General features: G+C 59.5%; 24 protein-coding genes. 9 read left to right on the top strand and 15 right to left on the bottom strand.

Going from position 1 to position 26,022, the window contains the following annotated elements:
- The 13 genes from lpxA to rpsB form a co-directional block, all read right to left on the bottom strand.
- Entirely contained in the window at nucleotides 1-777 is a 777-nt protein-coding gene (gene lpxA, locus N5D61_RS14415) for an acyl-ACP--UDP-N-acetylglucosamine O-acyltransferase (protein WP_108235753.1), read from the bottom strand.
- Nucleotides 774-1,214, bottom strand: a complete 441-nt coding sequence (gene fabZ, locus N5D61_RS14410; protein WP_279893329.1) for a 3-hydroxyacyl-ACP dehydratase FabZ — start codon at nucleotides 1,212-1,214, stop codon at nucleotides 774-776. Before fabZ ends, lpxA begins: the two co-directional genes overlap by 4 nt.
- Nucleotides 1,215-1,326: 112 nt before the next feature.
- Nucleotides 1,327-2,382 carry a UDP-3-O-(3-hydroxymyristoyl)glucosamine N-acyltransferase gene (gene lpxD, locus N5D61_RS14405; RefSeq protein ID WP_279893328.1) on the bottom strand — a complete coding sequence of 352 codons (1,056 nt, stop codon included), beginning with the start codon at nucleotides 2,380-2,382 and terminating at the stop codon, nucleotides 1,327-1,329.
- A 4-nt stretch (nucleotides 2,383-2,386) separates the two neighbouring features.
- Nucleotides 2,387-2,890, bottom strand: a complete 504-nt coding sequence (locus N5D61_RS14400) for an OmpH family outer membrane protein (RefSeq protein WP_108235756.1) — start codon at nucleotides 2,888-2,890, stop codon at nucleotides 2,387-2,389.
- Between the two features lie 45 nt (nucleotides 2,891-2,935).
- On the bottom strand, nucleotides 2,936-5,326 hold the full coding sequence (gene bamA, locus N5D61_RS14395; protein WP_108235757.1) for an outer membrane protein assembly factor BamA: 2,391 nt from the start codon (nucleotides 5,324-5,326) through the stop codon (nucleotides 2,936-2,938).
- Between the two features lie 75 nt (nucleotides 5,327-5,401).
- Entirely contained in the window at nucleotides 5,402-6,754 is a 1,353-nt protein-coding gene (gene rseP / locus N5D61_RS14390) for a sigma E protease regulator RseP (RefSeq protein WP_108235758.1), read from the bottom strand.
- Between the two features lie 100 nt (nucleotides 6,755-6,854).
- The gene (gene ispC, locus N5D61_RS14385) at nucleotides 6,855-8,039 is read right to left on the bottom strand and encodes a 1-deoxy-D-xylulose-5-phosphate reductoisomerase (protein ID WP_108235759.1); all 1,185 of its coding nucleotides are present in this window, start codon (nucleotides 8,037-8,039) and stop codon (nucleotides 6,855-6,857) included.
- On the bottom strand, nucleotides 8,036-8,854 hold the full coding sequence (locus tag N5D61_RS14380; protein WP_279893324.1) for a phosphatidate cytidylyltransferase: 819 nt from the start codon (nucleotides 8,852-8,854) through the stop codon (nucleotides 8,036-8,038). The genes ispC and N5D61_RS14380 overlap by 4 nt, the downstream gene beginning before the upstream one ends.
- The gene (uppS, locus tag N5D61_RS14375) at nucleotides 8,854-9,609 is read right to left on the bottom strand and encodes a polyprenyl diphosphate synthase (RefSeq protein ID WP_108235761.1); all 756 of its coding nucleotides are present in this window, start codon (nucleotides 9,607-9,609) and stop codon (nucleotides 8,854-8,856) included. Before uppS ends, N5D61_RS14380 begins: the two co-directional genes overlap by 1 nt.
- 16 nt (nucleotides 9,610-9,625) lie before the next feature.
- Nucleotides 9,626-10,183, bottom strand: a complete 558-nt coding sequence (frr, locus tag N5D61_RS14370) for a ribosome recycling factor (protein WP_108235762.1) — start codon at nucleotides 10,181-10,183, stop codon at nucleotides 9,626-9,628.
- Nucleotides 10,180-10,923 (bottom strand): UMP kinase, encoded by a 744-nt coding sequence (gene pyrH, locus N5D61_RS14365; RefSeq protein ID WP_108235763.1) that lies wholly within the window; start codon nucleotides 10,921-10,923, stop codon nucleotides 10,180-10,182. The genes frr and pyrH overlap by 4 nt, the downstream gene beginning before the upstream one ends.
- Nucleotides 10,924-11,117: 194 nt before the next feature.
- Entirely contained in the window at nucleotides 11,118-11,984 is an 867-nt protein-coding gene (tsf, locus tag N5D61_RS14360; RefSeq protein WP_108235764.1) for a translation elongation factor Ts, read from the bottom strand.
- A 184-nt stretch (nucleotides 11,985-12,168) separates the two neighbouring features.
- Nucleotides 12,169-12,906, bottom strand: a complete 738-nt coding sequence (gene rpsB / locus N5D61_RS14355; RefSeq protein ID WP_108235765.1) for a 30S ribosomal protein S2 — start codon at nucleotides 12,904-12,906, stop codon at nucleotides 12,169-12,171.
- A 338-nt stretch (nucleotides 12,907-13,244) separates the two neighbouring features.
- On the opposite strand from rpsB, the gene map reads away from it, so the two are divergent.
- From map to N5D61_RS14335, 4 genes are all read left to right on the top strand, one after another.
- Nucleotides 13,245-14,027 carry a type I methionyl aminopeptidase gene (gene map / locus N5D61_RS14350; protein WP_108235766.1) on the top strand — a complete coding sequence of 261 codons (783 nt, stop codon included), beginning with the start codon at nucleotides 13,245-13,247 and terminating at the stop codon, nucleotides 14,025-14,027.
- Between the two features lie 42 nt (nucleotides 14,028-14,069).
- Entirely contained in the window at nucleotides 14,070-16,769 is a 2,700-nt protein-coding gene (locus tag N5D61_RS14345) for a [protein-PII] uridylyltransferase (protein WP_279893323.1), read from the top strand.
- 75 nt (nucleotides 16,770-16,844) lie between these two features.
- On the top strand, nucleotides 16,845-18,041 hold the full coding sequence (gene dapC, locus N5D61_RS14340; RefSeq protein ID WP_279893321.1) for a succinyldiaminopimelate transaminase: 1,197 nt from the start codon (nucleotides 16,845-16,847) through the stop codon (nucleotides 18,039-18,041).
- Nucleotides 18,042-18,227: 186 nt separating this feature from the next.
- Nucleotides 18,228-18,938, top strand: a complete 711-nt coding sequence (locus N5D61_RS14335) for a M12 family metallopeptidase (RefSeq protein WP_279893319.1) — start codon at nucleotides 18,228-18,230, stop codon at nucleotides 18,936-18,938.
- Nucleotides 18,939-19,006: 68 nt separating this feature from the next.
- On the opposite strand, the gene N5D61_RS14330 is transcribed toward N5D61_RS14335, so the two are convergent.
- On the bottom strand, nucleotides 19,007-20,653 hold the full coding sequence (locus N5D61_RS14330) for a Na+/H+ antiporter (RefSeq protein WP_108235770.1): 1,647 nt from the start codon (nucleotides 20,651-20,653) through the stop codon (nucleotides 19,007-19,009).
- Between the two features lie 232 nt (nucleotides 20,654-20,885).
- On the opposite strand from N5D61_RS14330, the gene N5D61_RS14325 reads away from it, so the two are divergent.
- The 4 genes from N5D61_RS14325 (at nucleotide 20,886) to N5D61_RS14310 (ending at nucleotide 24,066) form a co-directional block, all read left to right on the top strand.
- Nucleotides 20,886-21,254, top strand: coding sequence for an ArsC family reductase (locus N5D61_RS14325; RefSeq protein ID WP_108235771.1), 369 nt, complete (start codon nucleotides 20,886-20,888; stop codon nucleotides 21,252-21,254).
- Nucleotides 21,255-21,358: 104 nt separating this feature from the next.
- Nucleotides 21,359-22,393, top strand: a complete 1,035-nt coding sequence (gene dapD / locus N5D61_RS14320; RefSeq protein ID WP_279893317.1) for a 2,3,4,5-tetrahydropyridine-2,6-dicarboxylate N-succinyltransferase — start codon at nucleotides 21,359-21,361, stop codon at nucleotides 22,391-22,393.
- 66 nt (nucleotides 22,394-22,459) lie between these two features.
- Complete coding sequence (locus N5D61_RS14315) at nucleotides 22,460-23,665, top strand: cysteine desulfurase (protein WP_279893316.1); 1,206 nt, start codon at nucleotides 22,460-22,462, stop codon at nucleotides 23,663-23,665.
- A complete protein-coding gene (locus N5D61_RS14310) occupies nucleotides 23,662-24,066 on the top strand; it encodes a SufE family protein (RefSeq protein WP_279893315.1) in 405 nt (134 codons plus the stop codon). The genes N5D61_RS14315 and N5D61_RS14310 overlap by 4 nt, the downstream gene beginning before the upstream one ends.
- A gap of 112 nt (nucleotides 24,067-24,178) precedes the next feature.
- On the opposite strand, the gene N5D61_RS14305 is transcribed toward N5D61_RS14310, so the two are convergent.
- Nucleotides 24,179-24,859: a hypothetical protein gene (locus N5D61_RS14305; protein ID WP_279893314.1), complete on the bottom strand. Its 681-nt coding sequence runs from the start codon at nucleotides 24,857-24,859 to the stop codon at nucleotides 24,179-24,181.
- 239 nt (nucleotides 24,860-25,098) lie between these two features.
- Here N5D61_RS14305 and N5D61_RS14300 point away from each other — a divergent pair, with 239 nt between their 5' ends.
- Nucleotides 25,099-26,007, top strand: coding sequence for a LysR family transcriptional regulator (locus tag N5D61_RS14300; RefSeq protein ID WP_108235776.1), 909 nt, complete (start codon nucleotides 25,099-25,101; stop codon nucleotides 26,005-26,007).
- Nucleotides 26,008-26,022: the final 15 nt, after the last annotated feature.

Below are 26,022 nucleotides of genomic sequence, written 5' to 3'. Positions count from 1 at the left end.
TTAACGGGTGATGCCGCGCGTCGAGTTCTGGATGGAGTCCAGGAACAGCGCGACCTCCGGAAATTGGGCAGCCGGTTCGGCCAACTCGACGATGGCCTGCTCGACGGTGAGACCCTGACGGTAAACCGTTTTGTACGCGCGGCGCAGGGCGTGTATCGAGTCCTCGGAAAAACCGCGACGGCGCATGCCCTCGAAGTTCATGCTGCGCGCTTCGGCCGGGTTGCCAAAGACGGTGACGAAGGCCGGAACGTCTTTGCCGATGGCGGTGCCCATGCCTGAAAAGCTGTGAGCGCCGATATGGCAGTACTGATGGACCAGGGTGAAGCCGGACAGGATCGCCCAGTCAGCCACATGAACGTGACCGGCCAGCGCCGTGTTGTTGACCAGGATGCAGTGATTGCCGATGACGCTGTCGTGCCCGATGTGGGCGTACGCCATGATCAGGTTGTGATCGCCAATGGTGGTCTCGGCACGGTCCTGAATGGTTCCGCGGTGTATCGTCACGCCTTCGCGGATCACGTTGTGATCGCCAATCACCAGGCGCGTCGCTTCACCTTTGTATTTCAAATCGGGCGTGTCTTCGCCTACTGAAGAGAACTGGTAGATGTGGTTGTGTTTGCCGATTCTGGTCGGCCCACGCAGGATCACATGCGGACCAATCACCGTACCCTCGCCGATTTCCACACCAGGTCCGACGATCGACCACGGGCCGACCTCGACATCGTCAGCCAGAATGGCCGTCGGATCGATGATCGCGCGAGGGTCAATCAAACTCATAGCTTGCGTTCCGCACAGATGATTTCAGCGGAGCATACCGGCTTGCCATCCACTGATGCCTGACATTCGAACTTCCAGATCTGGCGCTTGCAACTGATGAACTTGGCTTCCAGGATCAACTGGTCACCTGGCAGCACCGGCTGACGGAAGCGCAACTTGTCGGAGCCCACGAAGTAATACAGAGTGCCATCGGCAGGCTTCACGTCAAGCATCTTGAAGCCGAGGATACCGGCAGCCTGGGCCATCGCTTCGATGATCAGCACGCCGGGCATGATCGGATGGGCCGGGAAGTGCCCATTGAAGAACGGCTCGTTGATGCTGACATTCTTATAGGCACGAATGCTCTTGTTCTCAACATCCAGCGCCACCACACGGTCCACGAGCAGGAACGGGTAACGGTGGGGCAGATATTCGCGAATTTCGTTGATGTCCATCATTTCGAGAGGAAGCCTGTAGTCAAGGATGGGAGTGCGCAACGAACGCGCAGCACTCCTCTAGCAAATCAAGGAGGCAGTTTATCGGCTGTACACGCTTGATAAGAAAAAAATATCAGCTATCAGATGACGCTTTACCGCCCGAGGTCACGGCCTCGACAATCTTTTCCAGCTGCTGCAACCGACGCGACATGCCGTCGAGCTTGCGAATACGCGCCGCACTTTTACGCCATTCTGCGGCGGGCTGCATGGCCGTCCCGGACGAATAGGCACCTGGCTCGGTGATGGAATGGGTCACCATGGTCATGCCCGTGATGAAAACGCCGTCGCAAATATCGATATGCCCTACCAGCCCTACGCCTCCTGCGAGCATGCAATGCTTGCCGATGCGAGTACTCCCGGAAATGCCGACACAGGCCGCCATCGCCGTGTGATCACCCACCTGCACGTTGTGGGCGATTTGAATCTGATTATCCAGCTTCACGCCATTACCGATGCGCGTGTCGTCCATGGCGCCGCGATCGATTGCCGTGTTCACCCCAATTTCGACGTCATCGCCGATTGTCACGCCGCCAATCTGCGCGATCTTTTGCCAGACGCCCTTCTCGTTGGCGAAGCCGAAGCCCTCGCCACCCAGAACCGCACCCGACTGAATCACGACCCGCTGGCCAATACGGACATCATGGTAAAGGGTGACGCGAGGCGCCAGCCAACCGCCGTCGCCGATGACGCTGCGGGCACCGACGTAGCTATACGCACCCACCGTCACGCCTGCGCCAATCCTTGCACCGCTTTCGATGACCACGTAAGGGCCGACACTGGCGCTCGGATCGACGACCGCATCGGGTGCCACGATCGCAGTCGGGTGGATACCCGCTGGGGCCTTCGGCTTCGGATCGAACAGATGGGAAATACGCGCGTACGCCAGATAAGGATCGTCGATCAGCAACGCGTCGCCGTCATAGCCTTCGGCATCAGCGGGCTTGAGTAGCACGGCAGCGGCCTGGGTCGTGGCGAGGAATTTACGGTATTGAGGGTTGGCCAGGAAACTGACCTGCCCAGCGCCCGCCTCCTGCAAGGTGGCAAGGCCGATGATTTGCTTGTCTGCAGGGCCACGCAACGTGGCCCCCAGGAACTCGGCCAACGCGCCGAGGGTGGTAGTCGCGGTCATGAAATCACTTCAACTGGTTCATGCGCTCGATGACCTGGCGAGTGACGTCGTACTGTGGCTTGACGTCAATCACGGCACCGCGCTCGAACACCAGGTCATAGCCGCCCTTCTTGATGACTTCCTCTACGGCCTGATCCAGCTTGGGCTTCAATTGCTTGAGCATGTCACGGTCAGCAACGGCCTTGGCTTCGTTGAGTTCCTTGGACTGGAACTGGAAATCGCGAGCTTTCTGTTTGAAGTCCAACTCCAGCTTCTCGCGCTCAGGCTGAGCCATCTTGTCGCCACCTGCGACCAGACGATCCTGGATGCCTTTCGCGCTGCTTTCCAATGCCTTGAGCTTGGTCAGTTGCGGGCCGAATTTTTTCTCTGCATCAACGGCATACTTCTTGGCGGCATCCGATTCCAGCAGTGCCATCTGATAGTTCAGGACGGCGATTTTCATGTCAGCGAATGCCGGGCCTGCCACCAGGACCGTTGCCAGCAATGCCAATTGGGTCAACTTACGCACGTTGTAACTCCTACAGAATCCGTTGTCGTGACAGTGATCAGACCCTTAGAAGGTCTGACCGAGAGAGAATTGGAAGACCTGGGTTTCGGTGTTGTCGTCCGGTTTCTTGACCGGCATCGCCAAGGCGAAGCTCAGCGGACCGAGCGCAGTGACCCACGTTACGCCAACACCCACGGAGCTAGCGAGGCCCGAGAGGTCTGGACCGTTACATTCGACTTTTTCACCGTCGACAGTAGTCTTGGTGCCGCCGCAGTTGGTACTGAAGACGTTACCCACGTCCCAGAACAACGAGGTACGCAGCGAACGCTGATCCTTGATGAACGGCAACGGGAACAGGATTTCGGCACCGCCGGTGATCAACACGTTACCACCGAACGGCAGCGGGTCTTGATCCGGGTCGCGGTCAGTGCCCGGCTTGCCACCCGGCGTGCCAGCACCACGGCTAGGCGTACTGCGCGGACCCAGCGTGCTGTCCTTGAAGCCACGTACCGAGTTGAAACCACCTGCGTAGTAGTTCTCGTAGAACGGCAGCCCCGACGTCGAGCCGAAGCCGTCACCGTACCCCAGCTCCGAGTGCAGACGCAGTGTGGTGTTGGTGGTGATCGGGTGGAACAACTGACCGCGGTAGTCGATCTTGTAGAACGACAGGTCGCTGCCAGGAATCGTGGTTTCCAGGCTCAGGCTCTGGGAATGGCCACGGGTCGGCAGAGTCCCCTTGTTCAACGTCGACTCGGACCAGCCAACCGATGCCTTGAAGTTCGTGAAGCTGTCGCCTTCCTTCTCGAGGAAGTCGAAGATCTCGTCAACGGTGTAGCGACCGGTGTTGATTTCGTCCTTCTGCACGGACAGACCGAAGTTCAGGCGCGCGGTCTCGCTGATCGGGTAACCCATGTTGATGCCGCCACCGATGCTGTCCACCGAGTAGCTGGCGATGTCGACATCGAGATCGTCATAGTTGGTCTTGCGATAGAACGCGCTGTAACCCAGGCTCACGCCGTCCGGAGTGAAGTAAGGGTTGACGTAGCTGAAGTTGTAACGGGTCTGGTATTCACTTTTGGTCAGACCGATGCTGACCTTGTTACCGGTACCCAGGAAGTTGTTCTGGCTGATCGAACCACCCAGGATCAGACCGGCACTCTGGGCGAAACCGACGCTGGCGGTGATCGACCCGGAAGCCTGCTCTTCGACCGCATAGTTCACGTCCACCTGGTCGTCAGTGCCTGGCACCGCCGGCGTCTCGACGTTGACTTCCTTGAAGAAGCCCAGACGGTCGAGGCGGGTCTTGGATTGGTCGATCAGGTAAGTCGAAGCCCAGCCGCCTTCCATCTGACGCATCTCGCGGCGCAGCACCTCGTCCGCGGTTTTGGTATTGCCACGGAAGTTGATGCGGTTCACATAGGCACGTTTGCCTGGGTCGACCGCAAACAGGATGTCAACGGTATGGTCTTCATCGTTCGGCGTGGGGACGCCGTTGACGTTGGCGAAGGTGTAGCCTTCGTTACCCAGACGGCGCGTGATCAGCTCGGAGGTGGTGGTCATGACCTTGCGCGAGAACACCTGGCCAGGCTTGACCAGCAACAGTGATTTGACCTGATCTTCAGGGACCTTCAAGTCGCCACTCAGCTTGACCGACTTGACGGTGTACTTCTCGCCTTCATGAATGTTGACGGTGATGTACACGCTTTTCTTGTCGGGGGTAATCGAGACCTGAGTCGAGGCGATATCCATGTTGATATAGCCGCGGTCAAGGTAGTAGGAACGCAGACGCTCGAGGTCGCCGGACAGCTTCTCCCGGGCATATTTGTCGTCGTTCTTGAAGAAAGAGAGCCAGTTGGTGGTCTTCAGCTCGAACAGGTCGGTCAGGTCTTCTTCTTTGAAAACCGAGTTGCCGACCACGTTGATGTGCTGGATGGCGGCCACGGCGCCTTCGTTGATGTTGATCTTCAGGCCAACGCGGTTGCGAGGCTGGGGAACGACTTCGGTGGCAACTTCTGCCGAATAGCGGCCCTGAGCGACGTACTGACGTTGCAGTTCGTTGCGCACGCCCTCGAGGGTTGCGCGCTGGAAGATTTCGCCCTCGGCCAGACCGGACTGCTTGAGGCCCTTCATCAGGTCTTCAGTGGTGATCGCCTTGTTGCCTTCGATCTCGATGCTCGCGACCGACGGCCGCTCCACGACGGTAATGACCAGCACGTTGCCATCGCGGCCCAACTGGATGTCCTGGAAGAAACCGGTTTTGAACAAGGCGCGCGTGGCTTCGACCAGACGAGCGTCATCGGCCTGTTCGCCCACGTTCAACGGCAGCGCACCAAAGACACTGCCTGCGGAGACCCGCTGCAGCCCGTTGACACGGATATCGGAGATAGTGAAGGACTCGGCGTGAACTTCGGCGATCATCAGTACGGCAAGAACCGCAGTTAGCAGCAGACGTTTCATGAAGTCCTTTCTTATTCCAACTGGCAATAAACAAACTGCCGCAAAATGCGGCAGATTCACAATTCGGCGTAGCTTCTACAGGCGTCCCAGATCGTTTACCAGCGCGAGCAACATGACTCCGACCACCAGACTCACACCGATCTGAACACCCCACCCCTGAACCTTTTCCGACAGCGGACGACCACGCGCCCACTCGATCAGATAAAACAGCAAGTGCCCCCCGTCCAACACTGGAATGGGCAGCAAATTGAGAACCCCCAGGCTTATGCTCAGATAAGCAAGGAAATTCAAGAAGTCACCAACACCTGACTGGGCCGAAGCGCCCGCCACTTTAGCAATGGTTATCGGTCCACTCAAGTTTTTTACCGAGAGCTCGCCGAACAGCATTTTCTTGAGTGAATCGAGGGTCAGCACACTCATCGTCCAGGTCCGCCGAGCCCCCTCCGCAATCGCGGCGACCGGTCCATAGCTGACTTCACGCAGCATTTCCGGCGGCCAGTCGACCGCTTTCACACCGGCGCCTAGATACCCTGTCGCCGCCTTGCCTTCGCCTCTGACCGACAGTGTGACAGGAATGTCGAGGGTCGCACCGTCGCGCCCAACGCTGACATCGACCTTCGTGTCAGGGCGCAGGCGAACCCAATCGACCACCTCCTGCCACTCGCTGACCGCCTGCCCGTTCAATGCCAGCAAACGATCACCGGTCTTCAAGCCCGCTGCCTGCGCCGGACCTTTCGGATCGAGCTCTGCCAGAACAGGTGCCAGTGCTGGACGCCATGGGCGAATACCCAGTGAGCGGATCGGGTCGGGTTCGTCGGCACCTTTGAGCCAGTTATCCAGGGCCAGGGTACGTGGCAGGTCGACATCAGAACCTGGGTCACGAACCTTCAGGGCAATGCTGCCGGTCTCGCCCAGACGGCGGACCAATTGCAGGTTGACCGAAGACCATCCTGTGGTGGATTCGCCATCAATGGAAACGATTTCCTGACCCGCAACCAAGCCAGCTTTTTGTGCGATGCTGCCTGCTTCCACACCACCGATCACGGGCCGCACCTGCTGACTGCCCAGCATCGCGAGCACCCAGAAAAAGGCGATGGCCAGCAGAAAGTTCGCCACCGGCCCGGCGATGACGATCGCGATACGCTGATAAACCGTCTTGCGGTTGAATGCCTGATCGAGCAGATGAGCGGGCACCTCGCCTTCGCGCTCATCGAGCATCTTCACGTAGCCGCCCAACGGGATCGCAGCCACGACATATTCGGTGCCCTTGCGATCATGCCAGCGCAGCAGCGGCATACCAAAACCGACCGAGAAACGCAGCACTTTGACACCGCAACGCCGCGCCACCCAAAAATGGCCGAATTCGTGAAAGGTAACCAGGACACCCAGTGCAATCAGGGTGCCGACAACCATATATAGAGCGCTCATCGCAATTCTCCGGGTAGCGTTCCGGCGTTGCAGGCAACCGTCATTCGACTGGCCGTCCTCGCCGACACACCTGTATCGTGTAACACGCCATGCTTATCGATCATTTCGCCTGGAGCCACTGCTCAGCCAGAACCCGCGCCCTGGCGTCGACTTCGAACACTGTCTCAAGCTCGCCCACTGCAATGGTCGGCTCCGCGTTCAAGACTTCGTCGATCATACTCGCGATTTCCGGAAAACGGATGCGCCGATCCAGAAACGCGGCCACGGCAACTTCGTTGACCGCGTTCAACACCGCCGGCGCACTGCCGCCAGCGTCCGCAGCTTGCCGCGCAAGACGCAAGCAAGGGAAGCGCACTTCGTCCGGCGCCTGGAAATCCAGCCGCGCAATGCTGAACAGATCCAGTGGCGCGACACCCGACTCGATGCGCTCAGGCCAGGCCAGTGCGTGGGCGATGGGGGTGCGCATGTCAGGGTTGCCCAATTGGGCCAATACCGAACCGTCCACGTAATCGACCATCGAGTGGATGACGCTCTGAGGATGAACCACAACTTCGATCCGGGCGGGCGCGCAATCGAACAGCCAGCAGGCTTCGATCAGCTCCAATCCCTTGTTCATCATGCTGGCCGAATCCACGGAAATCTTGCGCCCCATGGACCAGTTCGGATGGGCACAGGCTTGTTCCGGAGAGACGTGTGCCAGCTCGGAAAGCGGCGTCTCGCGGAACGGCCCGCCGGAAGCGGTCAGCAGAATCCTGCGCACGCCCAGGGCGTCGAGCCCGCTGGCGCAGTCACGCGGCAGACACTGAAAAATCGCGTTGTGCTCGCTGTCCAGCGGCAAAAGCACCGTTGCGCTGCGATGCACCGCCTGCATGAACAGCGCACCCGACATCACGAGGGCTTCTTTATTGGCCAGCAAAACCTTCTTGCCCGCCTCGACCGCAGCCAGGGTCGGCCTCAGGCCGGCGGCGCCGACAATGGCCGCCAGCACCGTATCGACCTCAGGATCGGCGGAGACTTCACAGAGACCGCCCTCCCCCACCAGAACACGCGTGCCCAGACCCGCGGCGCGCAAGTCGTCCTGCAACTGGCGCGCGGCAAGCGCGGTGGGTACGACCGCGTATTGGGGGGCGTGACGGATGCACAGGGCGAACAACTCGTTCAGCCGCGAATACCCGGTCAGTGCAAAGACTTCGTAACGCTCAGGATGACGACCGATGACGTCGAGGGTGCTCAGGCCAATGGAGCCAGTGGCACCGAGGACCGTAATGCGTTGCGCGCGGCTCACATGAAGCCCCAGTCTTTGGCTGCCCACAGCAGCAGCGCAAAAACGGGAATCGCAGCCGTCAGACTGTCGATACGGTCCAGCACACCGCCGTGCCCAGGCAGCAGGTTGCTGCTGTCTTTTACGCCCGCCTTGCGTTTGAACATGCTCTCGGTGAGATCGCCCACGACCGACACCAGCACCACGATAGCAGCACACAGCAGGGCAAAGATGATTTCCGGGACCGACCAGCCACGACCAATACCAACTGCCGCGGTAATCAGCAGGCAAGCCACCAAGCCGCCGTAGAGGCCTTCCCAGCTCTTGCCCGGGCTGACTTTCGGCGCCAGTTTCCGCTTGCCGAACGCCTTCCCGGAAAAGTAAGCACCGATATCGGCGCCCCAGACCAGCACCATGACCGCCAGAATCAAGCCGTTACCCGAGGGAGCAAGCTTGAGCAGGATCAGACCCTGCCACGCAGGAAGCAGAATCAACAGGCCGATGACCAGCTTGCACAGCACGCTGGACCAATGGTCACTGGATTCCGGATAGGTCAGGACCAGCCAGGTCGCCGTCAGCCACCAAAGCAGGGCTGCGACCAGGAGCCAGGGGGCCAGGCCAGGCAACAGATAGAGCAGGAAGAGCAGGACCGCAACCACGACGGCATACCCGACCCGAATGGAAGCGCTTTCAAAACCCGCAAGACGCGCCCACTCCCAAGCCCCCAGCGCAACCACCACGCCGATGAACAGCGCGAAGTAACCGCCTTCCAGCAGGAAAAAGCCGCACAGCGCCAAAGGCGCGAGGATCAACGCTGTAATGATTCGTTGTTTGAGCATTAAGCACGGGCTCCAGCTTCGACCTGCTCGCTGGTTTTACCAAAGCGACGCTGGCGTGAAGCGAAATCGGCCAGCGCATGGCGCATGGCGTCGTGTTTGAAGTCCGGCCAGTACAGGTCGGAGAAATACAGCTCGGCATAGGCGAGCTGCCATAGCAGGAAATTACTGATGCGATGCTCGCCCCCCGTACGAATACAGAGGTCGGGCAAAGGCAGGTCGCCGGTGGCCAGGCAGGTTTGCAACAGCTCGGGCGTGATGTCGTCCGGACGAAGATGCCCGGCCTGCACCTCACGCGCCAGGCGCTGCGCCGCTTGGGCGATGTCCCACTGGCCGCCATAGTTGGCAGCAATCTGCAAGACGAAGCGACTGTTGGCAGCAGTGGCTGCCTCGGCTTCCCGGATCGCGGCCTGCAGCTCCGGATGGAAGCGTGAACGGTCGCCAATGATCCGCAGGCTGATGCCGTTCTCGTTCAGACGACGAGTCTCGCGACGGAGCGCCGTGAAGAACAGCTCCATCAACGCCCCGACCTCATCGGCGGGGCGCTGCCAGTTTTCGCTGGAGAACGCGAACAGGGTCAGCACCTCGACCTTGGCCTCGGCACACACTTCGATGACCGCCCGCACAGCGTCCACGCCCGCCTTGTGCCCTGCTACTCCAGGCAACAGGCGCTTCTTCGCCCAGCGATTGTTCCCATCCATGATGATCGCGACGTGGCGCGGCACCACCGACGGCACAGCCAGCTTTGTCTTTTCCATGAAAGCTTCTCGGCCCTTAAACAGCCATCAGGTCCGCTTCTTTTTCATCCGTGGCCTTGGTGATCTGAGCCTCGAAATCCTTGATCAACTTGTCGATGTCGGCACTGGCACGACGCTCTTCGTCTTCGCTGATGGCCTTGTCCTTGACCAGTTTCTTCAGCTCACCCATCGCGTCGCGACGGATGTTACGCACCGCAACACGAGCATCCTCGGCGGCGCTGCGCGCCTGCTTGGTGAAGCCCTTGCGGGTTTCTTCGGTCAGCGGTGGCATGTTGACCAGCAGCAGTTCGCCCAGGTTGGTCGGGTTCAGGTTGAGCCCGGCACTGGCGATCGCCTTGTCGACTGCCCCCAGCATATTGCGCTCGAATGGCACGACCTGGAGAGTGCGCGAGTCTTTCACGGTGACGTTAGCCACGCCCGTGAGGGGGGTGTCAGCACCGTAGTAAGGAACCATGACCGTGCCCAGCACACTCGGGTGCGCCTTGCCGGTACGGATCTGGCCGAATGCGTGGTGCAGGGAGTCCACGGATTTCTGCATGCGCTCTTTGGCGTCTTTCTTGATGTCGTTGATCATTGCTCGCCTTCCTCGATCAAAGTTCCTTCCGCGCCGCCATGCACGATGTTCAGCAGGGCGCCGGGCTTGTTCATGTTAAAGACACGCAGCGGCATCTTGTGGTCACGGCACAGGCAGATGGCCGTGAGATCCATCACGCCCAGCTTGCGATCCAGCACTTCATCGTAAGTCAGATGATCGAACTTCTCGGCATGCGGGTCCTTGAATGGATCGGCAGTGTACACACCATCGACCTTGGTTGCCTTCAATACGACATCCGCATCGATTTCGATGGCGCGCAGGCAGGCAGCCGAGTCCGTGGTGAAGAAGGGGTTACCGGTACCTGCCGCGAAGATCACCACTTCTTTGCTGCTGAGGTGGCGCATGGCCTTGCGACGGTCATAGTGATCGGTGACGCCCACCATCGAAATTGCCGACATCACGATGGCCGAGATATTGGCCCGTTCCAGCGCGTCTCGCATCGCCAGGGCATTCATTACCGTCGCCAGCATTCCCATGTGGTCGCCGGTGACGCGGTCCATGCCGGCAGCACTGAGTGCAGCACCGCGAAACAGGTTGCCGCCACCGATCACCAGCCCGACCTGAACACCGATTCCGACCAGTTGCCCCACTTCCAGCGCCATGCGGTCCAGCACTTTAGGATCGATGCCGAACTCTTCCGACCCCATGAGGGCCTCGCCGCTGAGCTTGAGTAGAATGCGTTTATAGCGAGCTTGATAACCACTGCCCTGCTGAGCCATTGCGAATCTCTCCTGCGGCATCTTAAAAAAATGTACGGGAAGCACCCCGAGTCTGCGCTAACTCTAGGCCACCACCCAAGGATATGCAGTTTGTGCGCTGCATAGCCTGAAAAAACAAATTCGTGCAGCCGTTTTGAAAAAGAGGCTGCGCGCGTGAGCGGGCAGCCTCTTGGGTCGACAGCTTGAAAACCGTCTTATTGCTTGCTGGCAGCAGCCACTTGAGCAGCAACTTCTTCAGCGAAGTTGTCGACTGGCTTCTCGATGCCTTCGCCCACTTTGAAGTAGGTGAAGGAAACGATTTCTGCGCCGGCTTTCTTCGCCAGAGCACCTACGGTGATTTCAGGGTTCATGACGAACGCCTGCTCGACCAGGCTAGCCTCAGCCTTGAACTTGGCGATACGGCCGGCAACCATCTTCTCGGCGATATCGGCAGGCTTGCCCTTGAGCTTCTCTTCGTTCAGTTGCAGGAAGACACCTTTCTCGCGCTCGATCGCTTCGGCGGAGATTTCTTCCGGCTTCAGGAACTCAGGGTTGCTGGCAGCGACGTGCATCGCGATGTTCTTGGCGAGTTCGCTGTCGCCACCCTGCAGTGCAACGACGACACCGATCTTGTTGCCGTGCAGGTAAGCACCCAGAACGTCACCCTCGACACGCGCCAGACGGCGAATGTTCACGTTCTCACCCGTTTTAGCAACCAGGGCCAGACGAGCAGCTTCTTGAGCTTCGATCAACGGCTCGACGGTGGTCAGCTTGTCGGCAAATGCCTTCTCGACGCTGGCTGCGACGAATGCCTTGAAGTCGTCCTGCAGAGCCAGGAAGTCGGTCTGGGAGTTGACTTCAACCAGAACGGCAGCCTTACCGTCGCTCTTCACACCGATGGAGCCTTCAGCAGCCACGTTGCCTGCTTTCTTGGCGGCCTTGATGGCGCCCGATGCACGCATGTCGTCGATGGCTTTTTCGATGTCGCCGCCAGCCTTGGTCAAGGCCTTCTTGCAGTCCATCATGCCTTCGCCGGTACGCTCGCGCAGTTCTTTGACCAACGCTGCAGTAATCTCTGCCATTTCAAAATCCTCTTTGGATAGGTCTTCAACCATTCCACCCGCCGGGCGGGCGTACAAATTCTTGAAACACCATCATGACGGCTGCGCATGACAATCAGATCGATGGCAGCGCCATATGGTTTTCGAGGTGGCAAAAAGGGGGCTGAGCCCCCTTTTTGCGTACCGAGTGAACGCTAAGCGTCGATTACTCGGCAGCAGGTACAGCCGCTTCTTCAGCGTAAACTTCGGTGCCGCCAGCAACATTGTTGCGGCCACGGATAACGGCGTCAGCCATCGAACCCATGTACAACTGAATGGCGCGAATGGCGTCATCGTTGCCTGGGATGATGTAGTCAACGCCTTCCGGGCTGCTGTTGGTATCGACAACGCCGATGACCGGAATGCCCAGCTTGTTGGCTTCGGTGATCGCAATGCGCTCGTGATCGACGTCGATCACGAACAGCGCGTCTGGCAGACCGCCCATGTCCTTGATACCGCCCAGGCTGCGATCCAGTTTTTCCAGATCGCGAGTACGCATCAGCGCCTCTTTCTTGGTCAGCTTGGCGAAAGTGCCGTCTTCGGACTGAACTTCCAGCTCGCGCAGACGCTTGATCGAAGCACGGATGGTTTTGAAGTTGGTCAGCATGCCGCCCAACCAGCGGTGATCGACGTACGGCGAACCGCAACGTGCTGCTTCTTCAGCGACGATCTTGCCAGCGGAACGCTTGGTGCCGACGAACAGAATCTTGTTCTTGCCCTGAGCCAGGCGCTCTACGAACGTCAGAGCGTCGTTGAACATTGGCAGGGTTTTTTCGAGGTTGATGATGTGAATCTTGTTGCGCGCGCCGAAAATGTACTTGCCCATTTTCGGGTTCCAGTAACGGGTCTGGTGGCCGAAGTGCACACCGGCCTTCAGCATATCGCGCATGTTGACTTGGGACATGATAGTTCCTTGATAAGTCGGGTTAGGCCTCCACGTATCCCAATGACCAACCAGCGGCTCGAGCCGAAGGCACCCAGGTCATCGTGTCGACACGTGTGTGGGTTAGGGCTTTCGGGACGTACCCCGTAAAGCGGCGCATTTTATATCACAAAAGTCGGGATAACGGAACCCGGAATAGCGCTCTGTTTTTTCGACGCTTTTGGGCCCGGCGCAATCGCCGGCGGATCACTCTGCCAGCTTCTCTGTGAGGACGCGATGATAACCCGCCCGGCGGTGGTCTGATAGAATCGCCTTTTTCCGTATTCAGCTGCGGCCCTGCCGCGCCGAGAGAGCCTTGTATGACCGTGACCATCAAAACCCCTGAAGACATCGAAAAGATGCGCGTTGCCGGCCGCCTGGCCGCTGAAGTCCTGGAAATGATCGGGGCCTACGTCAAGCCTGGCGTCACCACCGACGAGCTGGACCGCATTTGCCACGATTACATCGTCAATGAGCAGAAAGCCATCCCGGCCCCGCTCAACTATAAAGGCTTCCCGAAATCGATTTGCACCTCGATCAACCATGTGGTCTGCCATGGCATTCCCAACGAGAAGCCATTGAAAGAAGGCGACGTGCTGAACATCGACGTGACCGTCATCAAGGACGGCTACCACGGCGACACCAGCAAGATGTTCCATGTCGGCAAAGTCCCGGAATGGGCCGAACGCCTGTCGAGGATCACTCAGGAATGCATGTATAAAGGCATCGAACTGGTCAAGCCGGGAGCCCATCTGGGTGACATCGGCGAGGTCATCCAGAAGCACGCCGAGAAGAACGGTTTTTCCGTGGTCCGCGAGTACTGCGGTCATGGCATTGGCAAGGTGTTCCACGAAGAGCCGCAGGTCCTGCACTATGGCAAGGCGGGCACCGGCATGGAACTGAAGGAAGGCATGACGTTCACCATCGAGCCGATGATCAACCAGGGCAAGGCCGACACACGTCTGCTGGGTGACGGCTGGACGGCCATCACCAAGGACCGCAAACTCTCGGCGCAATGGGAGCACACCGTCCTGGTCACAGCGACAGGCTATGAAATCTTCACCCTGCGCAGCGACGACACGATCGCCCGCACCTCCGCCTGATCATCCCTTTGGATTCGGCCTATATAGAAGGAAAGCAGTTCGATGCCGCAGGTGGACCCAGATTTGTTTGATCGCGGCCAGTTCCAGGCCGAACTGGCACTCAAAGCCAGCCCCATCGCTGCCTTCAAGAAAGCCATTCGCCAGGCGCGGGAAGTGCTGGACGAGCGCTTTCGGGCTGGACGTGAGATCCGCCGCCTGATCGAAGATCGAGCCTGGTTCGTGGACAACATCCTGCAGCAGGCTTGGGAACAGTTCGACTGGAGCGAGGACGCCGATATCGCGCTGCTGGCCGTCGGCGGCTACGGTCGCGGCGAACTGCACCCCTATTCGGACATCGACCTGCTCATCCTGCTGGACAGTGCCGACCATGAAGTCTTCCGCGACTCCATCGAGCGTTTTCTTACCCTGCTTTGGGACATCGGGCTGGAGGTCGGCCAGAGCGTACGGTCGGTAGACGAGTGCGCCACCGAAGCGCAAGCCGATCTGACGGTCATCACCAACCTGATGGAAAGCCGCACCATTGCCGGTCCTGAGCGGCTGCGCCAGCGCATGCTGGACGTCACCAGCACGTCGAAGATGTGGCCGAGCAAAGAATTTTTCCTCGCCAAGCGTGCCGAGCAGAAGACCCGCCACCACAAGTACTTCGACACCGAATACAACCTGGAGCCCAACGTCAAAGGCTCGCCTGGCGGTTTACGCGACATTCAGACGATTCTCTGGGTCGCTCGGCGCCAATACGGCACCCTGAACCTGCACGCACTCGCCGACCAAGGCTTTCTGCTGGAAAGCGAAAATGCCTTACTCGCCTCGTCCCAGGAATTTCTCTGGAAGGTGCGCTACGCGCTGCACATGTTGGCCGGTCGCGCCGAAGACCGGCTGTTGTTCGACTATCAGACAGGCATCGCGCGCCTGCTGGGGTACCAAGACAGTGACGCGAAGCTGGCCATCGAACGCTTCATGCAGAAGTACTATCGCGTCGTGATGAGCATTGCGCAGTTGAGCGATCTGATCATCCAGCACTTCGAAGAAGAAATCCTGGCGGACGATCAGGGCTCTGTCACCGAGTCGATCAACTCTCGCTTCCAACTGCATGATGGCTACATCGAAGCGACCCATCCGAACGTCTTCAAGCGCACGCCCTTCGCCATGCTCGAGATCTTCGTGCTGATGGCCCAGCGCCCGGAAATCAAAGGCGTGCGCGCCGACACGATCCGTCTGCTGCGTGAACACCGGCATCTGATCAATGACGACTTCCGCAACGACATTCGAAACACCAGCCTCTTCATCGAGCTGTTCAAGTGCGAGATCGGCATCCACCGCAACCTGCGCAGGATGAACCGCTATGGCATTCTGGGCCTGTATCTGCCTGAGTTCGGCCATATCGTTGGCCAGATGCAGCACGACCTGTTCCACATCTACACCGTGGATGCCCACACACTGAACCTGATCAAGCACCTGCGTAAGCTGCAGTACACCCAGATGTCGGAAAAATTCCCGCTGGCCAGCAAGCTGATGGGCAAGCTGCCCAAGCCCGAGCTGATTTACCTCGCCGGGTTGTATCACGACATCGGCAAGGGCCGCGGCGGTGATCACTCGGAACTCGGTGCCGTCGATGCCGAAGCGTTCGGCATTCGCCATCATCTGCCGAACTGGGACACGCAACTGATCGTCTGGCTGGTGCAGAACCATCTGGTGATGTCGACCACGGCTCAGCGCAAGGATCTCTCCGACCCACAAGTGATTCACGACTTCGCGCAATTCGTGGGCGATGAAGTCCACCTGGATTATCTCTATGTGCTGACCATCGCTGATATCAATGCCACTAACCCGACCCTCTGGAATTCGTGGCGCGCCAGCCTCCTGCGCCAGCTCTATACCGAGACCAAGCGCGCACTCAAACGCGGGCTGGAAAACCCGGTGGATCGGGAAGAACAGATTCGCCGCACTCAAAGCGCGGCCCTGGATATCCTGGTGCGCAACGGCACCGACCCAGACGATGTCGAGCAATTGTGGACACAATTGGGCGACGACTATTTCCTGCGTCATACCGCGGGAGATGTCGCCTGGCACAGCGATGCGATTCTGCAGCAGCCCGCGGACGGCGGGCCTCTGGTACTCATCAAGGAGACCACTCAGCGCGAGTTCGAGGGCGGCACCCAGATCTTCATTTATGCGCCTGACCAACACGATTTCTTCGCGGTGACCGTGGCGGCAATGGACCAGTTGAACCTGAACATTCACGACGCGCGCGTCATCACCTCGACCAGCCAGTTCACCCTTGACACCTACATCGTGCTCGACAGTGACGGCGGCCCGATCGGTGACAATCCGGAGCGGATCAAAACCATCCGCGAAGGACTGACCGAGGCCCTGCGCAATCCCGACGACTATCCGACCATCATCAAACGTCGCGTCCCGCGCCAGCTCAAGCATTTCGCCTTCGCCCCGGTGGTGACGATTTCCAACGATGCACAGCGACCGGTCACGGTGCTCGAACTGAGCGCTCCGGATCGTCCAGGCTTGCTGGCCCGTATCGGAAAGCTCTTCCTGGAATTCGACCTGTCGCTGCAGAACGCCAAGATTTCCACCCTCGGCGAGCGCGTGGAGGACGTGTTCTTCCTCACCGACGAACACGGTCACCCCCTGTCCGACCCGCAATTGTGCAGCCGGCTGCAGGATGCCATCGTCCAGCAGCTCAGCGTCACTCAAGAGCCCGGCAGCGAACTGCGGATCAGCATCTGAACATCCTGAACAACCGATTCCATCGCGCCTGACGCCTTTCTGCTCAGGCGCCTCGTTTTCCGAGACGATTTGCTCATGAACAACGCCCTGCAACACCTTCAGCCTTATCCGTTCGAAAAACTGCGCGCCCTGTTGGGCGGCGTCACGCCGAACCCGGCCAAGCGTCCGATCGCGCTGTCCATCGGCGAACCCAAGCACACCTCACCTGCGTTCGTGGCCCAAGCTTTAGCCGACAATCTGGACAAGATGGCGGTCTACCCGACCACCGCAGGTATTCCAGCCTTAAGAGAAGCGATCGTCGGCTGGTGCGAACGCCGTTTTAGCGTCCCTCACGGCTGGCTCAACGCGGAGAAACATGTGTTGCCGGTCAATGGCACGCGCGAGGCGCTGTTTGCGTTCACACAGACCGTGGTCAACCGCAGTGATGATGGCCTGGTGGTGAGCCCGAACCCCTTCTATCAAATCTATGAAGGCGCGGCGTTTCTTGCGGGTGCCAAACTCCATTACCTGCCCTGCCTCGTCGAGCACGGCTTCAACCCCGACTTCGAGGCGGTGCCCGCCGATATCTGGCAACGATGCCAGATCCTGTTCCTCTGCTCACCCGGCAACCCAACCGGCGCGTTGATCCCGGTGCAGACGCTGAAAAAGCTGATTGCCCTGGCGGACGAGCATGACTTCGTCATCGCGGCGGACGAGTGCTACAGCGAGTTGTACTTCGATGAAGGCACACCCCCCGCAGGCCTGCTGACCGCATGCGCCGAGTTGGGTCGCACGGACTTCAAACGTTGTGTGGTGTTCCACAGCCTGTCCAAACGCTCCAACCTGCCCGGCCTGCGCTCGGGCTTCGTGGCCGGGGATGCCGAGATCCTCAAGGCATTTCTGCTGTACCGCACCTACCACGGCTGCGCCATGCCGGTTCAAACCCAACTGGCGAGTATTGCCGCCTGGAACGATGAGGACCACGTGCGTGCCAACCGCGACCTCTACCGTGAAAAATTCGACGCGGTATTGGACATCCTGTCCCCGGTCATGGACGTGCAGCGCCCGGATGGCAGTTTCTACCTGTGGCCCAATGTTGGCGGCGATGACGCGGCGTTCTGCCGCGATCTGTTCGAGGCCGAGCACGTCACTGTGGTGCCAGGTTCTTACCTGTCCCGCGACGTCGACGGCGCCAACCCCGGCGCAGGGCGCGTGCGCATGGCGTTGGTTGCGCCATTGGCCGAATGTGTCGAGGCGGCAGAACGAATTCGGAACTTCGTGAAAGCCCGCTGACCGCTCGACGCTGAAACGCCATCAACCCTCGAAAGGGCTGTCCGCTACCGGTCAGCCCTTTTTGTATGCGCTTATCGCCAAAAAAATAATTATCTACATACATGCCACTCCGCGGTTCATGGACACTGCACGCGGAGCTCAGAAGGAGCTGACCACCTCGTAATCCAGTCGGACAAGGACGTCATCATGTATACCCCACCCATTACCAACACAGCTCAAATTGCCGCACGCCAGTTCCTGAATGCTTCGTCGAGCGGGCGACGCAAGCGCTCAATAGGCTATCGATCAGCTTTCTGGCCGAACGGCAGCACATTGAAAATCGGCTTCGTGGACGAAGCGCTTTCCGAAGATCACAAACAGCACATCATCGATGCCATCAACCAGTGGCAACCCTATGTCAACCTGACGTTCGAGTTCATCGATGGGCGAGAGGATCAGCCCGGGGACGGAAAAGGGGACATTCGTATCACGACCGAATCCAGCATGAATTATTCTTTGATCGGTACTGGCGCCAAAGCCAACGATCCCTGGACTCCCACCATGGTTTTAGGGATAAAGCCCTCCGACCCCAAATTCGCCAGCACCGTCATGCACGAGTTCGGTCACGCACTGGGTGCCGAACATGAGCATCAACACCCGGAAGCCGAGATTCCCTGGGACTTGCCAAAGGTCTATGCGTTCTATGCGTCAAAGGGGCATGACGCCGAAGCCGTGGACGAAAGCGTTCTGAGCCGTTTGCCATCAGAAGCCGCCCTCACGCTCCCTTACGATCGTCATTCGATCATGCACTACCCGATCGACAATGCATTGACCATTGGTGACTGGGAAGTGGGCGTGAATTCAACATTGAGCGAGAAAGACAAATCGTTCATGCGCTTGGCCTATCCACGAGACTGATCCGTTCGTATAAAACATCGAAAATCATCACGCCAGACCTGTCTACGGCCCTTTGATTGAGCTTGTCGTCACTTGACGACACCCAGATTGGCCTCGCTCAGATCAAGCTCTGCAAGTATCAGACGCAGCACGTCATCGCCAATCTTGCGGTGACGGTGCATGCTGTACAGCTCCAGACGTTGGGCACGCAGAGCATTAATGCGCATGCGCTTCTCCAGTTGATCCATCTGGAATGCCAGTGCCTGGGCTTCTGCGGTGTCGTTGAAAATTTCGAGCCGATGGCGGTACTCGGACATGATGCGCGACTTCACTTCTGTCGCGAGCACCGCCTGGGCCGCATCGGGCGAACCGGTCGCCCCTGGAACGTCTTCGCTTTCCAGCGTCTTGATCGCCGCTTGAGCAGTCAACTTCCATGCCTCGCGCACTTCGCGCTTGAGCCGAAGGTCAGGCTCGCTGACCAGACCGCGCAACAACAGGGGCAGGCAGACGCTTGCCACCACCAGCGACAACAAGATGACCCCGGCGGCAATGAAGATCAGCAGATCCCGCTCGGGAAACTCGACCCCGGCGGCGATCAGCATGGGCACCGACAAGGTACCGGCCAGCGTCACGGCACCGCGCACGCCCCCTACCGTCAGCAACAACGTAGAACGGGCAGACAGTTCAAGAGCGCCGTCACTTTGCCCACGCCAGCGCCTGAATTGAACCATTAGTCGCCAAACACTGCGTACCCAGACATAACGCAAAATGGCCAGCACGATGAAGATCGCCAGGACATCCAGACAACGCCAGAGTAACGCTGGCCAGAGTGTCTCTTCGTGATGCGTGACGGCACTGACGATGTCCGGTAACTGCAGACCGAGCAGCAGAAAAATGAGTCCGTTGAAAGCGAATTCCAGAAGGGTCCACACGCTGCGATTGAGTAGACGGGTGCTGGTCTGGCGCGGCAAGAGATCCACCCAGCTCTGCATCATCCCCGCCGCGACGGCAGAGAGAATGCCCGAGACCTCAAGTCGCTCCGCTAACACATAGGCGGCAAAGGGCAGCAGCAACATAAACACCACATGGGTGGCCGGATCGTCCCAGCCCCGCGTGATCATCCAACTGCGAAAGCGCCCCACCACCCAACTCAGCACCACCCCGACAGCCAGTCCGCCGACGGCCACTAAAATGAATGTCAGACTGGCATCGGTCAGGGAAAACACCCCCGTGATCGCCGCCGCCAGGGCGAACTTAAAGGTCACAAGGCCCGACGCATCGTTCATCAGCGCCTCTCCCTGCAACATGCGCATGATGGGCGCGGGCAATCGGTCCTGTGCAATCGCGGAGACCGCAACGGCATCTGTCGGCGACAACACGGCAGCCAGCGCAAATGCCACCGGTAGCGGAACGCTGGGCAGTAGCCAGTGAATGAAGTACCCCGCACCGATGACCGTGAAAATCACTAACCCCACGGCAAGTGTCAGGATCGGGCCGCGATAACGCCAGAAGTCGCGTTTGGGCATGCGCCAGCCATCGGAAAACAACAGCGGCGGCAAGAAGAGGAAGAGAAACAGTTCAGGGTCCAACGCGACATGCAGCCCCAATGTCGGCCAGGCCAGTAGCGCTCCCGCGGCAATCTGCACCAGTGGCAGGGGCAGCGGAATCACCCGTGCGAGCAAGCGTGAAACACCGACCAGCGTCAACAGGATCAGGACGGTATAGGCGGTCTGCATTGCGTTTTCCTCAAACAAGCGGCATTTGACCGATCCCCAAGGGCCGCTCGGGATCGACGTCGAAACGGCATATTAGCCGGTCAAGCGATACGCCCGGATTCATACCTAGGTCTGAATCGCTGCAAAAATGCGCGGCCTTGGGTACAAACCTTCGGCGAGGCGTACCTTGCCCGTTCGTACGTGGCATAATCCGTGACCGTTTTTTTCGCCGTCCCAGAGGAGGAGCACGCTAATGGCGGACACACCGTTTCACCTGTTCGGGATCAAAGCCTGCGACACCATGACGAAAGCACGCGCATGGCTGGATGAAAAATCGGTGGATTACGATTTCCACGATTATAAAAAGCTGGGCATCGACCGTGAACACCTGACCCAGTGGTGCAACGAGCATGGCTGGCAAACCGTGTTGAATCGTGCAGGCACGACTTTCCGCAAACTGGATGAGGCGCAGAAAGCCGACCTCGACCAGGACAAGGCGATCGAATTGATGCTCGCCCAGCCGTCGATGATCAAGCGCCCGGTGCTGGATCTCGGTAGCAAGACCCTGATTGGCTTCAAACCCGAACTGTACGCAGCCGCTATCGCCGAACACGCGAGATGAACGCGCAGCAAACGTTGGCAAGGCATCGCGAAAACGCCTCGCTGCCAGCGCGTCCGTTTCATGTCGCCTGTGATTGAGATAGCTACTTTACGAGGTATTTTTGCATGTCCACTTCCCTGTTCAGCCTGGCCTTCGGTGTCGGCACTCAAAACCGCCAAGGCGCCTGGCTGGAAGTCTTCTACGCCCTGCCCTTGCTCAACCCGTCGGCTGAAATCGTAGCCGCCGTTTCGCCAGTTCTGGGCTACGAAGGCGGTAACCAGGCCATCGCGTTCACCACCGACCTGGCCTCGAAACTGGCCGAAGCGCTGAAGCCGGTCGACGCCGCGCAAGCCGCGCTGCTGACCCGTCTGGCTGAGAGCCACAAGCCACTGGTCGCGACTGTGCTGGCCGAAGATGCTGCGCTGACTTCCACGCCTGAGGCTTACCTCAAGCTGCACTTGCTGTCCCATCGCCTGGTCAAGCCGCATGGCTTGAGCCTGGCCGGTGTCTTCCCGCTGCTGCCTAACGTGGCCTGGACCAGCCAGGGCGCCATCGACCTGGGCGAATTGGCCGAGCGTCAACTGGAAGCGCGCTTGAAGGGCGAGTTGCTGGAAGTCTTCTCCGTCGACAAATTCCCGAAAATGACCGACTACGTCGTACCGGCCGGTGTGCGTATCGCTGACACCGCGCGCGTTCGCCTGGGCGCCTACATCGGCGAAGGCACGACCGTGATGCACGAAGGCTTCGTCAACTTCAACGGTGGCACCGAAGGCCCTGGCATGATCGAAGGCCGTGTGTCGGCGGGCGTCTTCGTCGGCAAAGGCTCCGACCTTGGCGGCGGTTGCTCGACCATGGGGACGCTCTCGGGCGGCGGCAATATCGTGATCAAGGTCGGCGAAGGCTGCCTGATCGGCGCCAACGCCGGCATCGGCATCCCGCTGGGTGATCGCAACACCGTCGAAGCCGGTCTCTACATCACCGCAGGCACCAAGGTTGCGCTGCTCGATGAGAACAACGAACTGGTCAAGGTGATCAAGGCCCGCGACCTGGCCGGCCAGCCCGACCTGCTGTTCCGTCGCAACTCGCAGACCGGCGCCGTGGAATGCAAATCCCACAAGTCGGCCATCGAGTTGAACGAAGCGCTGCACGCTCACAACTGATCGACCGCGGAGGGCGGACTCGTTGCATAATGAGCCCGCTCCCTCCGATGAGAGAGCCAACTTCTCATGTCCCTGATTTCTCCGTGGCGCACTGACTTCCCCGCTCTCGATGCTTTGGAACGGCAAGGCCAGGTTTACCTGGACAGCGCAGCCACCGCGCAAAAACCCCAAGCCCTGATCGACGCCCTTACCCACTATTACGCCAACGGCGCCGCCAACGTGCATCGCGCGCAACATTTGCCTGGTGCGATGGCCACGCAGGCGTTCGAAGACACTCGCCACAAAGTTGGGGAGTGGCTGAATCTCGGGACTTGCGGACACGTCATTTTCACCCATGGGGCCACCTCGGCGTTCAACCTGCTGGCCTACGGCCTGGAGCCGCTGTTCCAGACTGGAGACGAAATCGTCATCAGCGCCCTGGAACACCACGCCAATCTGTTGCCCTGGCAGCAACTGGCACAGCGTCGTGGTCTGAAACTGGTGGTTTTGCCACTGACCGCTGACGGCACCGTTGACCTGGACGCTGCAAGCTCGCTGATCAACGCCCGCACCCGACTGCTCGCGATCAGCCAACTGTCCAATGTGCTCGGCACCTGGCAACCCGTCTCAACCTTGGTGGAAATGGCCAAGGCACACCACGCGCTGACGGTCGTCGATGGCGCGCAGGGTGTGGTACATGGCCGCCATGATATGCAAGCCCTGGGTTGCGATTTCTACGTGTTTTCCAGCCATAAACTGTACGGCCCGGACGGTGTGGGTGTGTTGTTCGGGCGCCATGAGGCACTGGCCCGCTTACGACCCTGGCAGTTTGGTGGCGAAATGGTGCTTCAGGCCGGGTATGAGCATGCCACGTTCCGTCCGGCACCCTTGGGGTTCGAGGCTGGCACGCCGCCGGTGTCGGGCGTGATCGGCCTAGGCGCCACCCTTGATTATCTGAACGACGTGAATCAGTCGACCGCAACTGAACATGAAGCCCGTCTTCATGAACTGTTGTGCACCGGCCTGCGCCTGCGCGAGGGTATACGCCTGGTCGGCGTACCGCAGGTGGCTCTGGCGAGTTTTGTCGTAGAGGGCGTGCACAACGCCGATCTCGCGCATTTGCTGACCGAGCAAGGCATCGCCGTGCGGGCTGGCCATCATTGTGCAATTCCGTTGATCGACCGCCTCGGGCTGTCGGGGGCGATCCGGGTCTCTTTGGGGCTGTACAACGACTCTGCGGATCTGGAGCGATTCTTCGACGCGCTGGATCAAGCGCTGGAACTGCTGCGATGACGCTGCCAGATGACGCCAGGACTGCCCTGGCCACCTTCGATGCCTCGTTAGCTTGGGAGCAGCGTGCGCGTTTGCTGATGCAGTGGGGCGAGCGCCTGCCGCCGCTGGCCGAAGACGAGAAAACAGATGACCACCTGGTGCACGGCTGCGAAAGCAAGGTCTGGCTGGTGGGCCGGGTGGTCGAAGGAAAATGGCAGTTTCACGCCGCCAGCGATGCGCGTCTGATCCGCGGCCTGGTGGCGCTGCTCCTGGCGCGGGTCAACGGCCTGACCGCCGCCGAATTGCAACAGGTCGATCTGAAGGCATGGTTCACCCAATTAGGCCTGACCCGCCAGATTTCCCCATCGCGCAGCAATGGGTTGAACGCCGTCTTACAGAAAATGCAGCGGCTGGCGGGCTAAACGCTCACCCCGGGCTTCCCGATGAGGGGGCTTGGCAGCAGCAACGCCCCCAGCAAATCAGCCCCGTGAAACCCGACCGATTCGGAGCCTGCGCGCCCAGCCCGAAACGACCTCAATCGTTGCGCAATCCGCCAAAGTAAGCACAGCCACGCTGCACTTGGCCATTGACCCGCAGCTCGGCGGTCAGGTGCTGCACCGAACCGTTGACTGGATCGACGCAGCGTTGTGGGGCCACGTACAACTCGACGTGCTGATCGTTGGCGTCCGTGATCAGGTTGAAACGGCCTTCAGGCATCTGCTCTTCCACGTAGGGCACCGCGAATGGTTCCAGGCCCTCTCGCTCCAGCACCAGCCCCTTGCCACTCGCGTTGAGGTTCCACTTAGGACCGTTGCCACTGGCATGAATCGTCAGGCGCTTGAAGTTAGGATCTTCGCAGGCCCCGTTTGGCCGCTCGATGCGGTACAGCTGGAAGACATCGGCTTGACCGTCGCTGCCCTGAGCGCGGCTGGCGACGAAGTTGCCGCGTACGTCTGCGAACGCCTGGCCGCGCTTGTCCACCACCGACGCAGCCTCCTGGAGGATGCCCGTGTTGCCCTTGTCCGTTATTGCATAGCGACGCTGTTCGTTGCAGGGCTCGAAGAACAACTTGCCGCCCTCACCGCTCAACGTGCCCTGCATGCGGACCATTCCGGCGGTCGATACCTTGTCGCCATCGGAGTGCACTGGCAAGAACTGGCAACCGGCGAACAGGGGCAATAGGGCGAACAGGGCAATAGAGCGAACAGCAAGCATGGGTGATCTCCAGACACGGGTGCCGCCACGTTACTCATGCTGGCCCGGCACCACAAGCGCTGATTGCAGGGGCGTATGCAGCACCGTGTCGGCCATTAACTTCTACCCGTTGACGAGATAAATCCTCTGTTTGAGGGCCGTCGCTCGAAAGAGCCTATCCGTTCGGAGAGTTTGCGAATCGATACGTCAGCCCTACTATCGGCGCTTTCGTGGGTCGGCCCGTTGCAAAGGAAGCAGTCATGAGTGAAATGGAAGATCTGGCAGCGTTTGCCATGTTGATCGAAGCCAACAGTTTCACCGTTGCCGCCCAGTGGCTCGACATCAGCACCAGCCAGCTCTCCAAACGCATCAGCAAACTGGAGAACGGTTTCGGCGCCCGATTGCTCCATCGCACCACCCGGAGTCTGTCGTTGACAGCTGCAGGCGCAGTGCTGCTGCCCGAAGCACGGGCGTTGCTGGCGCAGCGAGACAAGGTGCGCGATGCCATGGCCTGCCTGAGCGAGCGGCTGGTGGGAAGCGTGCGCCTGACGGTCCCTGCTTCTCTGGGCGAGTCTGTGTTCAGCGCGCTGCAAACCGGATTTTCGCCCAGTTTTCCGGATGTGCACGTTGATCTGGATGTGAACGATGCGTATCGCGAAGTGGGGCGAGGCGGCTTCGATCTGGGTATACGTGGCAGCATGGGCATTACGCAGCGCCTGACGGCCACTCCCCTTTTTGCGTCACAGGAGTTGACGTGCGCCAGCCCCGATTATCTGGCGCAACAAGGCAGGCCCCAAACGCCGGAAGCACTTCGCCTGCACAACTGTCTGGCGGGACACTCGCAGCCACATCGGGACACTTGGAATTACCAACTGAACCAGGAAGTCAGCCGAGTGAATGTGCGGGGGACGTTTTCCAGCAATCATCATGGCCTATTGAAACAGGCAGCGCTCGCAGGGCTTGGCATCGTGCGACTGCCGTCCTGCCTGGTGCACAACGAATTGAATGAAGGTCGGCTGCAGTGGTTGCTGCGTGACTACCAAACCCCGGTTTCATCGCTGTTTCTGGTGCACGGCTGCGACGGACATCTGCCTAGGCGCGTGCGGGTGATGGCAGATTTCTTGAGGGAGTGGTTCGAACGTTGCAGCGTCAGACTGCAAACGCTTTGAAGGTAAAAAGGGCCC

Source organism: Pseudomonas sp. GD03842, assembly GCF_029841165.1.
Classification (GTDB): domain Bacteria; phylum Pseudomonadota; class Gammaproteobacteria; order Pseudomonadales; family Pseudomonadaceae; genus Aquipseudomonas.
This window is presented reverse-complemented; position numbering and strand designations above follow the sequence as displayed.

Excerpts from the sequence above, each read along its gene's own strand:
- lpxD (WP_279893328.1), bottom strand. The coding sequence starts at position 2,382 with ATGACCGCGACTACCACCCTCGGCGCGTTGGCCGAGTTCCTGGGGGCC.
- map (WP_108235766.1), top strand. The coding sequence starts at position 13,245 with ATGACCGTGACCATCAAAACCCCTGAAGACATCGAAAAGATGCGCGTT.
- N5D61_RS14305 (WP_279893314.1), bottom strand. The coding sequence starts at position 24,859 with ATGCTTGCTGTTCGCTCTATTGCCCTGTTCGCCCTATTGCCCCTGTTC.
- N5D61_RS14380 (WP_279893324.1), bottom strand. The coding sequence starts at position 8,854 with ATGCTCAAACAACGAATCATTACAGCGTTGATCCTCGCGCCTTTGGCG.
- rseP (WP_108235758.1), bottom strand. The coding sequence starts at position 6,754 with ATGAGCGCTCTATATATGGTTGTCGGCACCCTGATTGCACTGGGTGTC.
- uppS (WP_108235761.1), bottom strand. The coding sequence starts at position 9,609 with ATGGAAAAGACAAAGCTGGCTGTGCCGTCGGTGGTGCCGCGCCACGTC.
- dapC (WP_279893321.1), top strand. The coding sequence starts at position 16,845 with ATGAACAACGCCCTGCAACACCTTCAGCCTTATCCGTTCGAAAAACTG.
- bamA (WP_108235757.1), bottom strand. The coding sequence starts at position 5,326 with ATGAAACGTCTGCTGCTAACTGCGGTTCTTGCCGTACTGATGATCGCC.
- N5D61_RS14345 (WP_279893323.1), top strand. The coding sequence starts at position 14,070 with ATGCCGCAGGTGGACCCAGATTTGTTTGATCGCGGCCAGTTCCAGGCC.
- lpxA (WP_108235753.1), bottom strand. The coding sequence starts at position 777 with ATGAGTTTGATTGACCCTCGCGCGATCATCGATCCGACGGCCATTCTG.
- N5D61_RS14315 (WP_279893316.1), top strand. The coding sequence starts at position 22,460 with ATGTCCCTGATTTCTCCGTGGCGCACTGACTTCCCCGCTCTCGATGCT.
- pyrH (WP_108235763.1), bottom strand. The coding sequence starts at position 10,923 with ATGGCTCAGCAGGGCAGTGGTTATCAAGCTCGCTATAAACGCATTCTA.
- N5D61_RS14300 (WP_108235776.1), top strand. The coding sequence starts at position 25,099 with ATGAGTGAAATGGAAGATCTGGCAGCGTTTGCCATGTTGATCGAAGCC.
- N5D61_RS14310 (WP_279893315.1), top strand. The coding sequence starts at position 23,662 with ATGACGCTGCCAGATGACGCCAGGACTGCCCTGGCCACCTTCGATGCC.
- tsf (WP_108235764.1), bottom strand. The coding sequence starts at position 11,984 with ATGGCAGAGATTACTGCAGCGTTGGTCAAAGAACTGCGCGAGCGTACC.
- frr (WP_108235762.1), bottom strand. The coding sequence starts at position 10,183 with ATGATCAACGACATCAAGAAAGACGCCAAAGAGCGCATGCAGAAATCC.
- rpsB (WP_108235765.1), bottom strand. The coding sequence starts at position 12,906 with ATGTCCCAAGTCAACATGCGCGATATGCTGAAGGCCGGTGTGCACTTC.
- fabZ (WP_279893329.1), bottom strand. The coding sequence starts at position 1,214 with ATGATGGACATCAACGAAATTCGCGAATATCTGCCCCACCGTTACCCG.
- N5D61_RS14330 (WP_108235770.1), bottom strand. The coding sequence starts at position 20,653 with ATGCAGACCGCCTATACCGTCCTGATCCTGTTGACGCTGGTCGGTGTT.
- N5D61_RS14325 (WP_108235771.1), top strand. The coding sequence starts at position 20,886 with ATGGCGGACACACCGTTTCACCTGTTCGGGATCAAAGCCTGCGACACC.
- dapD (WP_279893317.1), top strand. The coding sequence starts at position 21,359 with ATGTCCACTTCCCTGTTCAGCCTGGCCTTCGGTGTCGGCACTCAAAAC.
- N5D61_RS14335 (WP_279893319.1), top strand. The coding sequence starts at position 18,228 with ATGTATACCCCACCCATTACCAACACAGCTCAAATTGCCGCACGCCAG.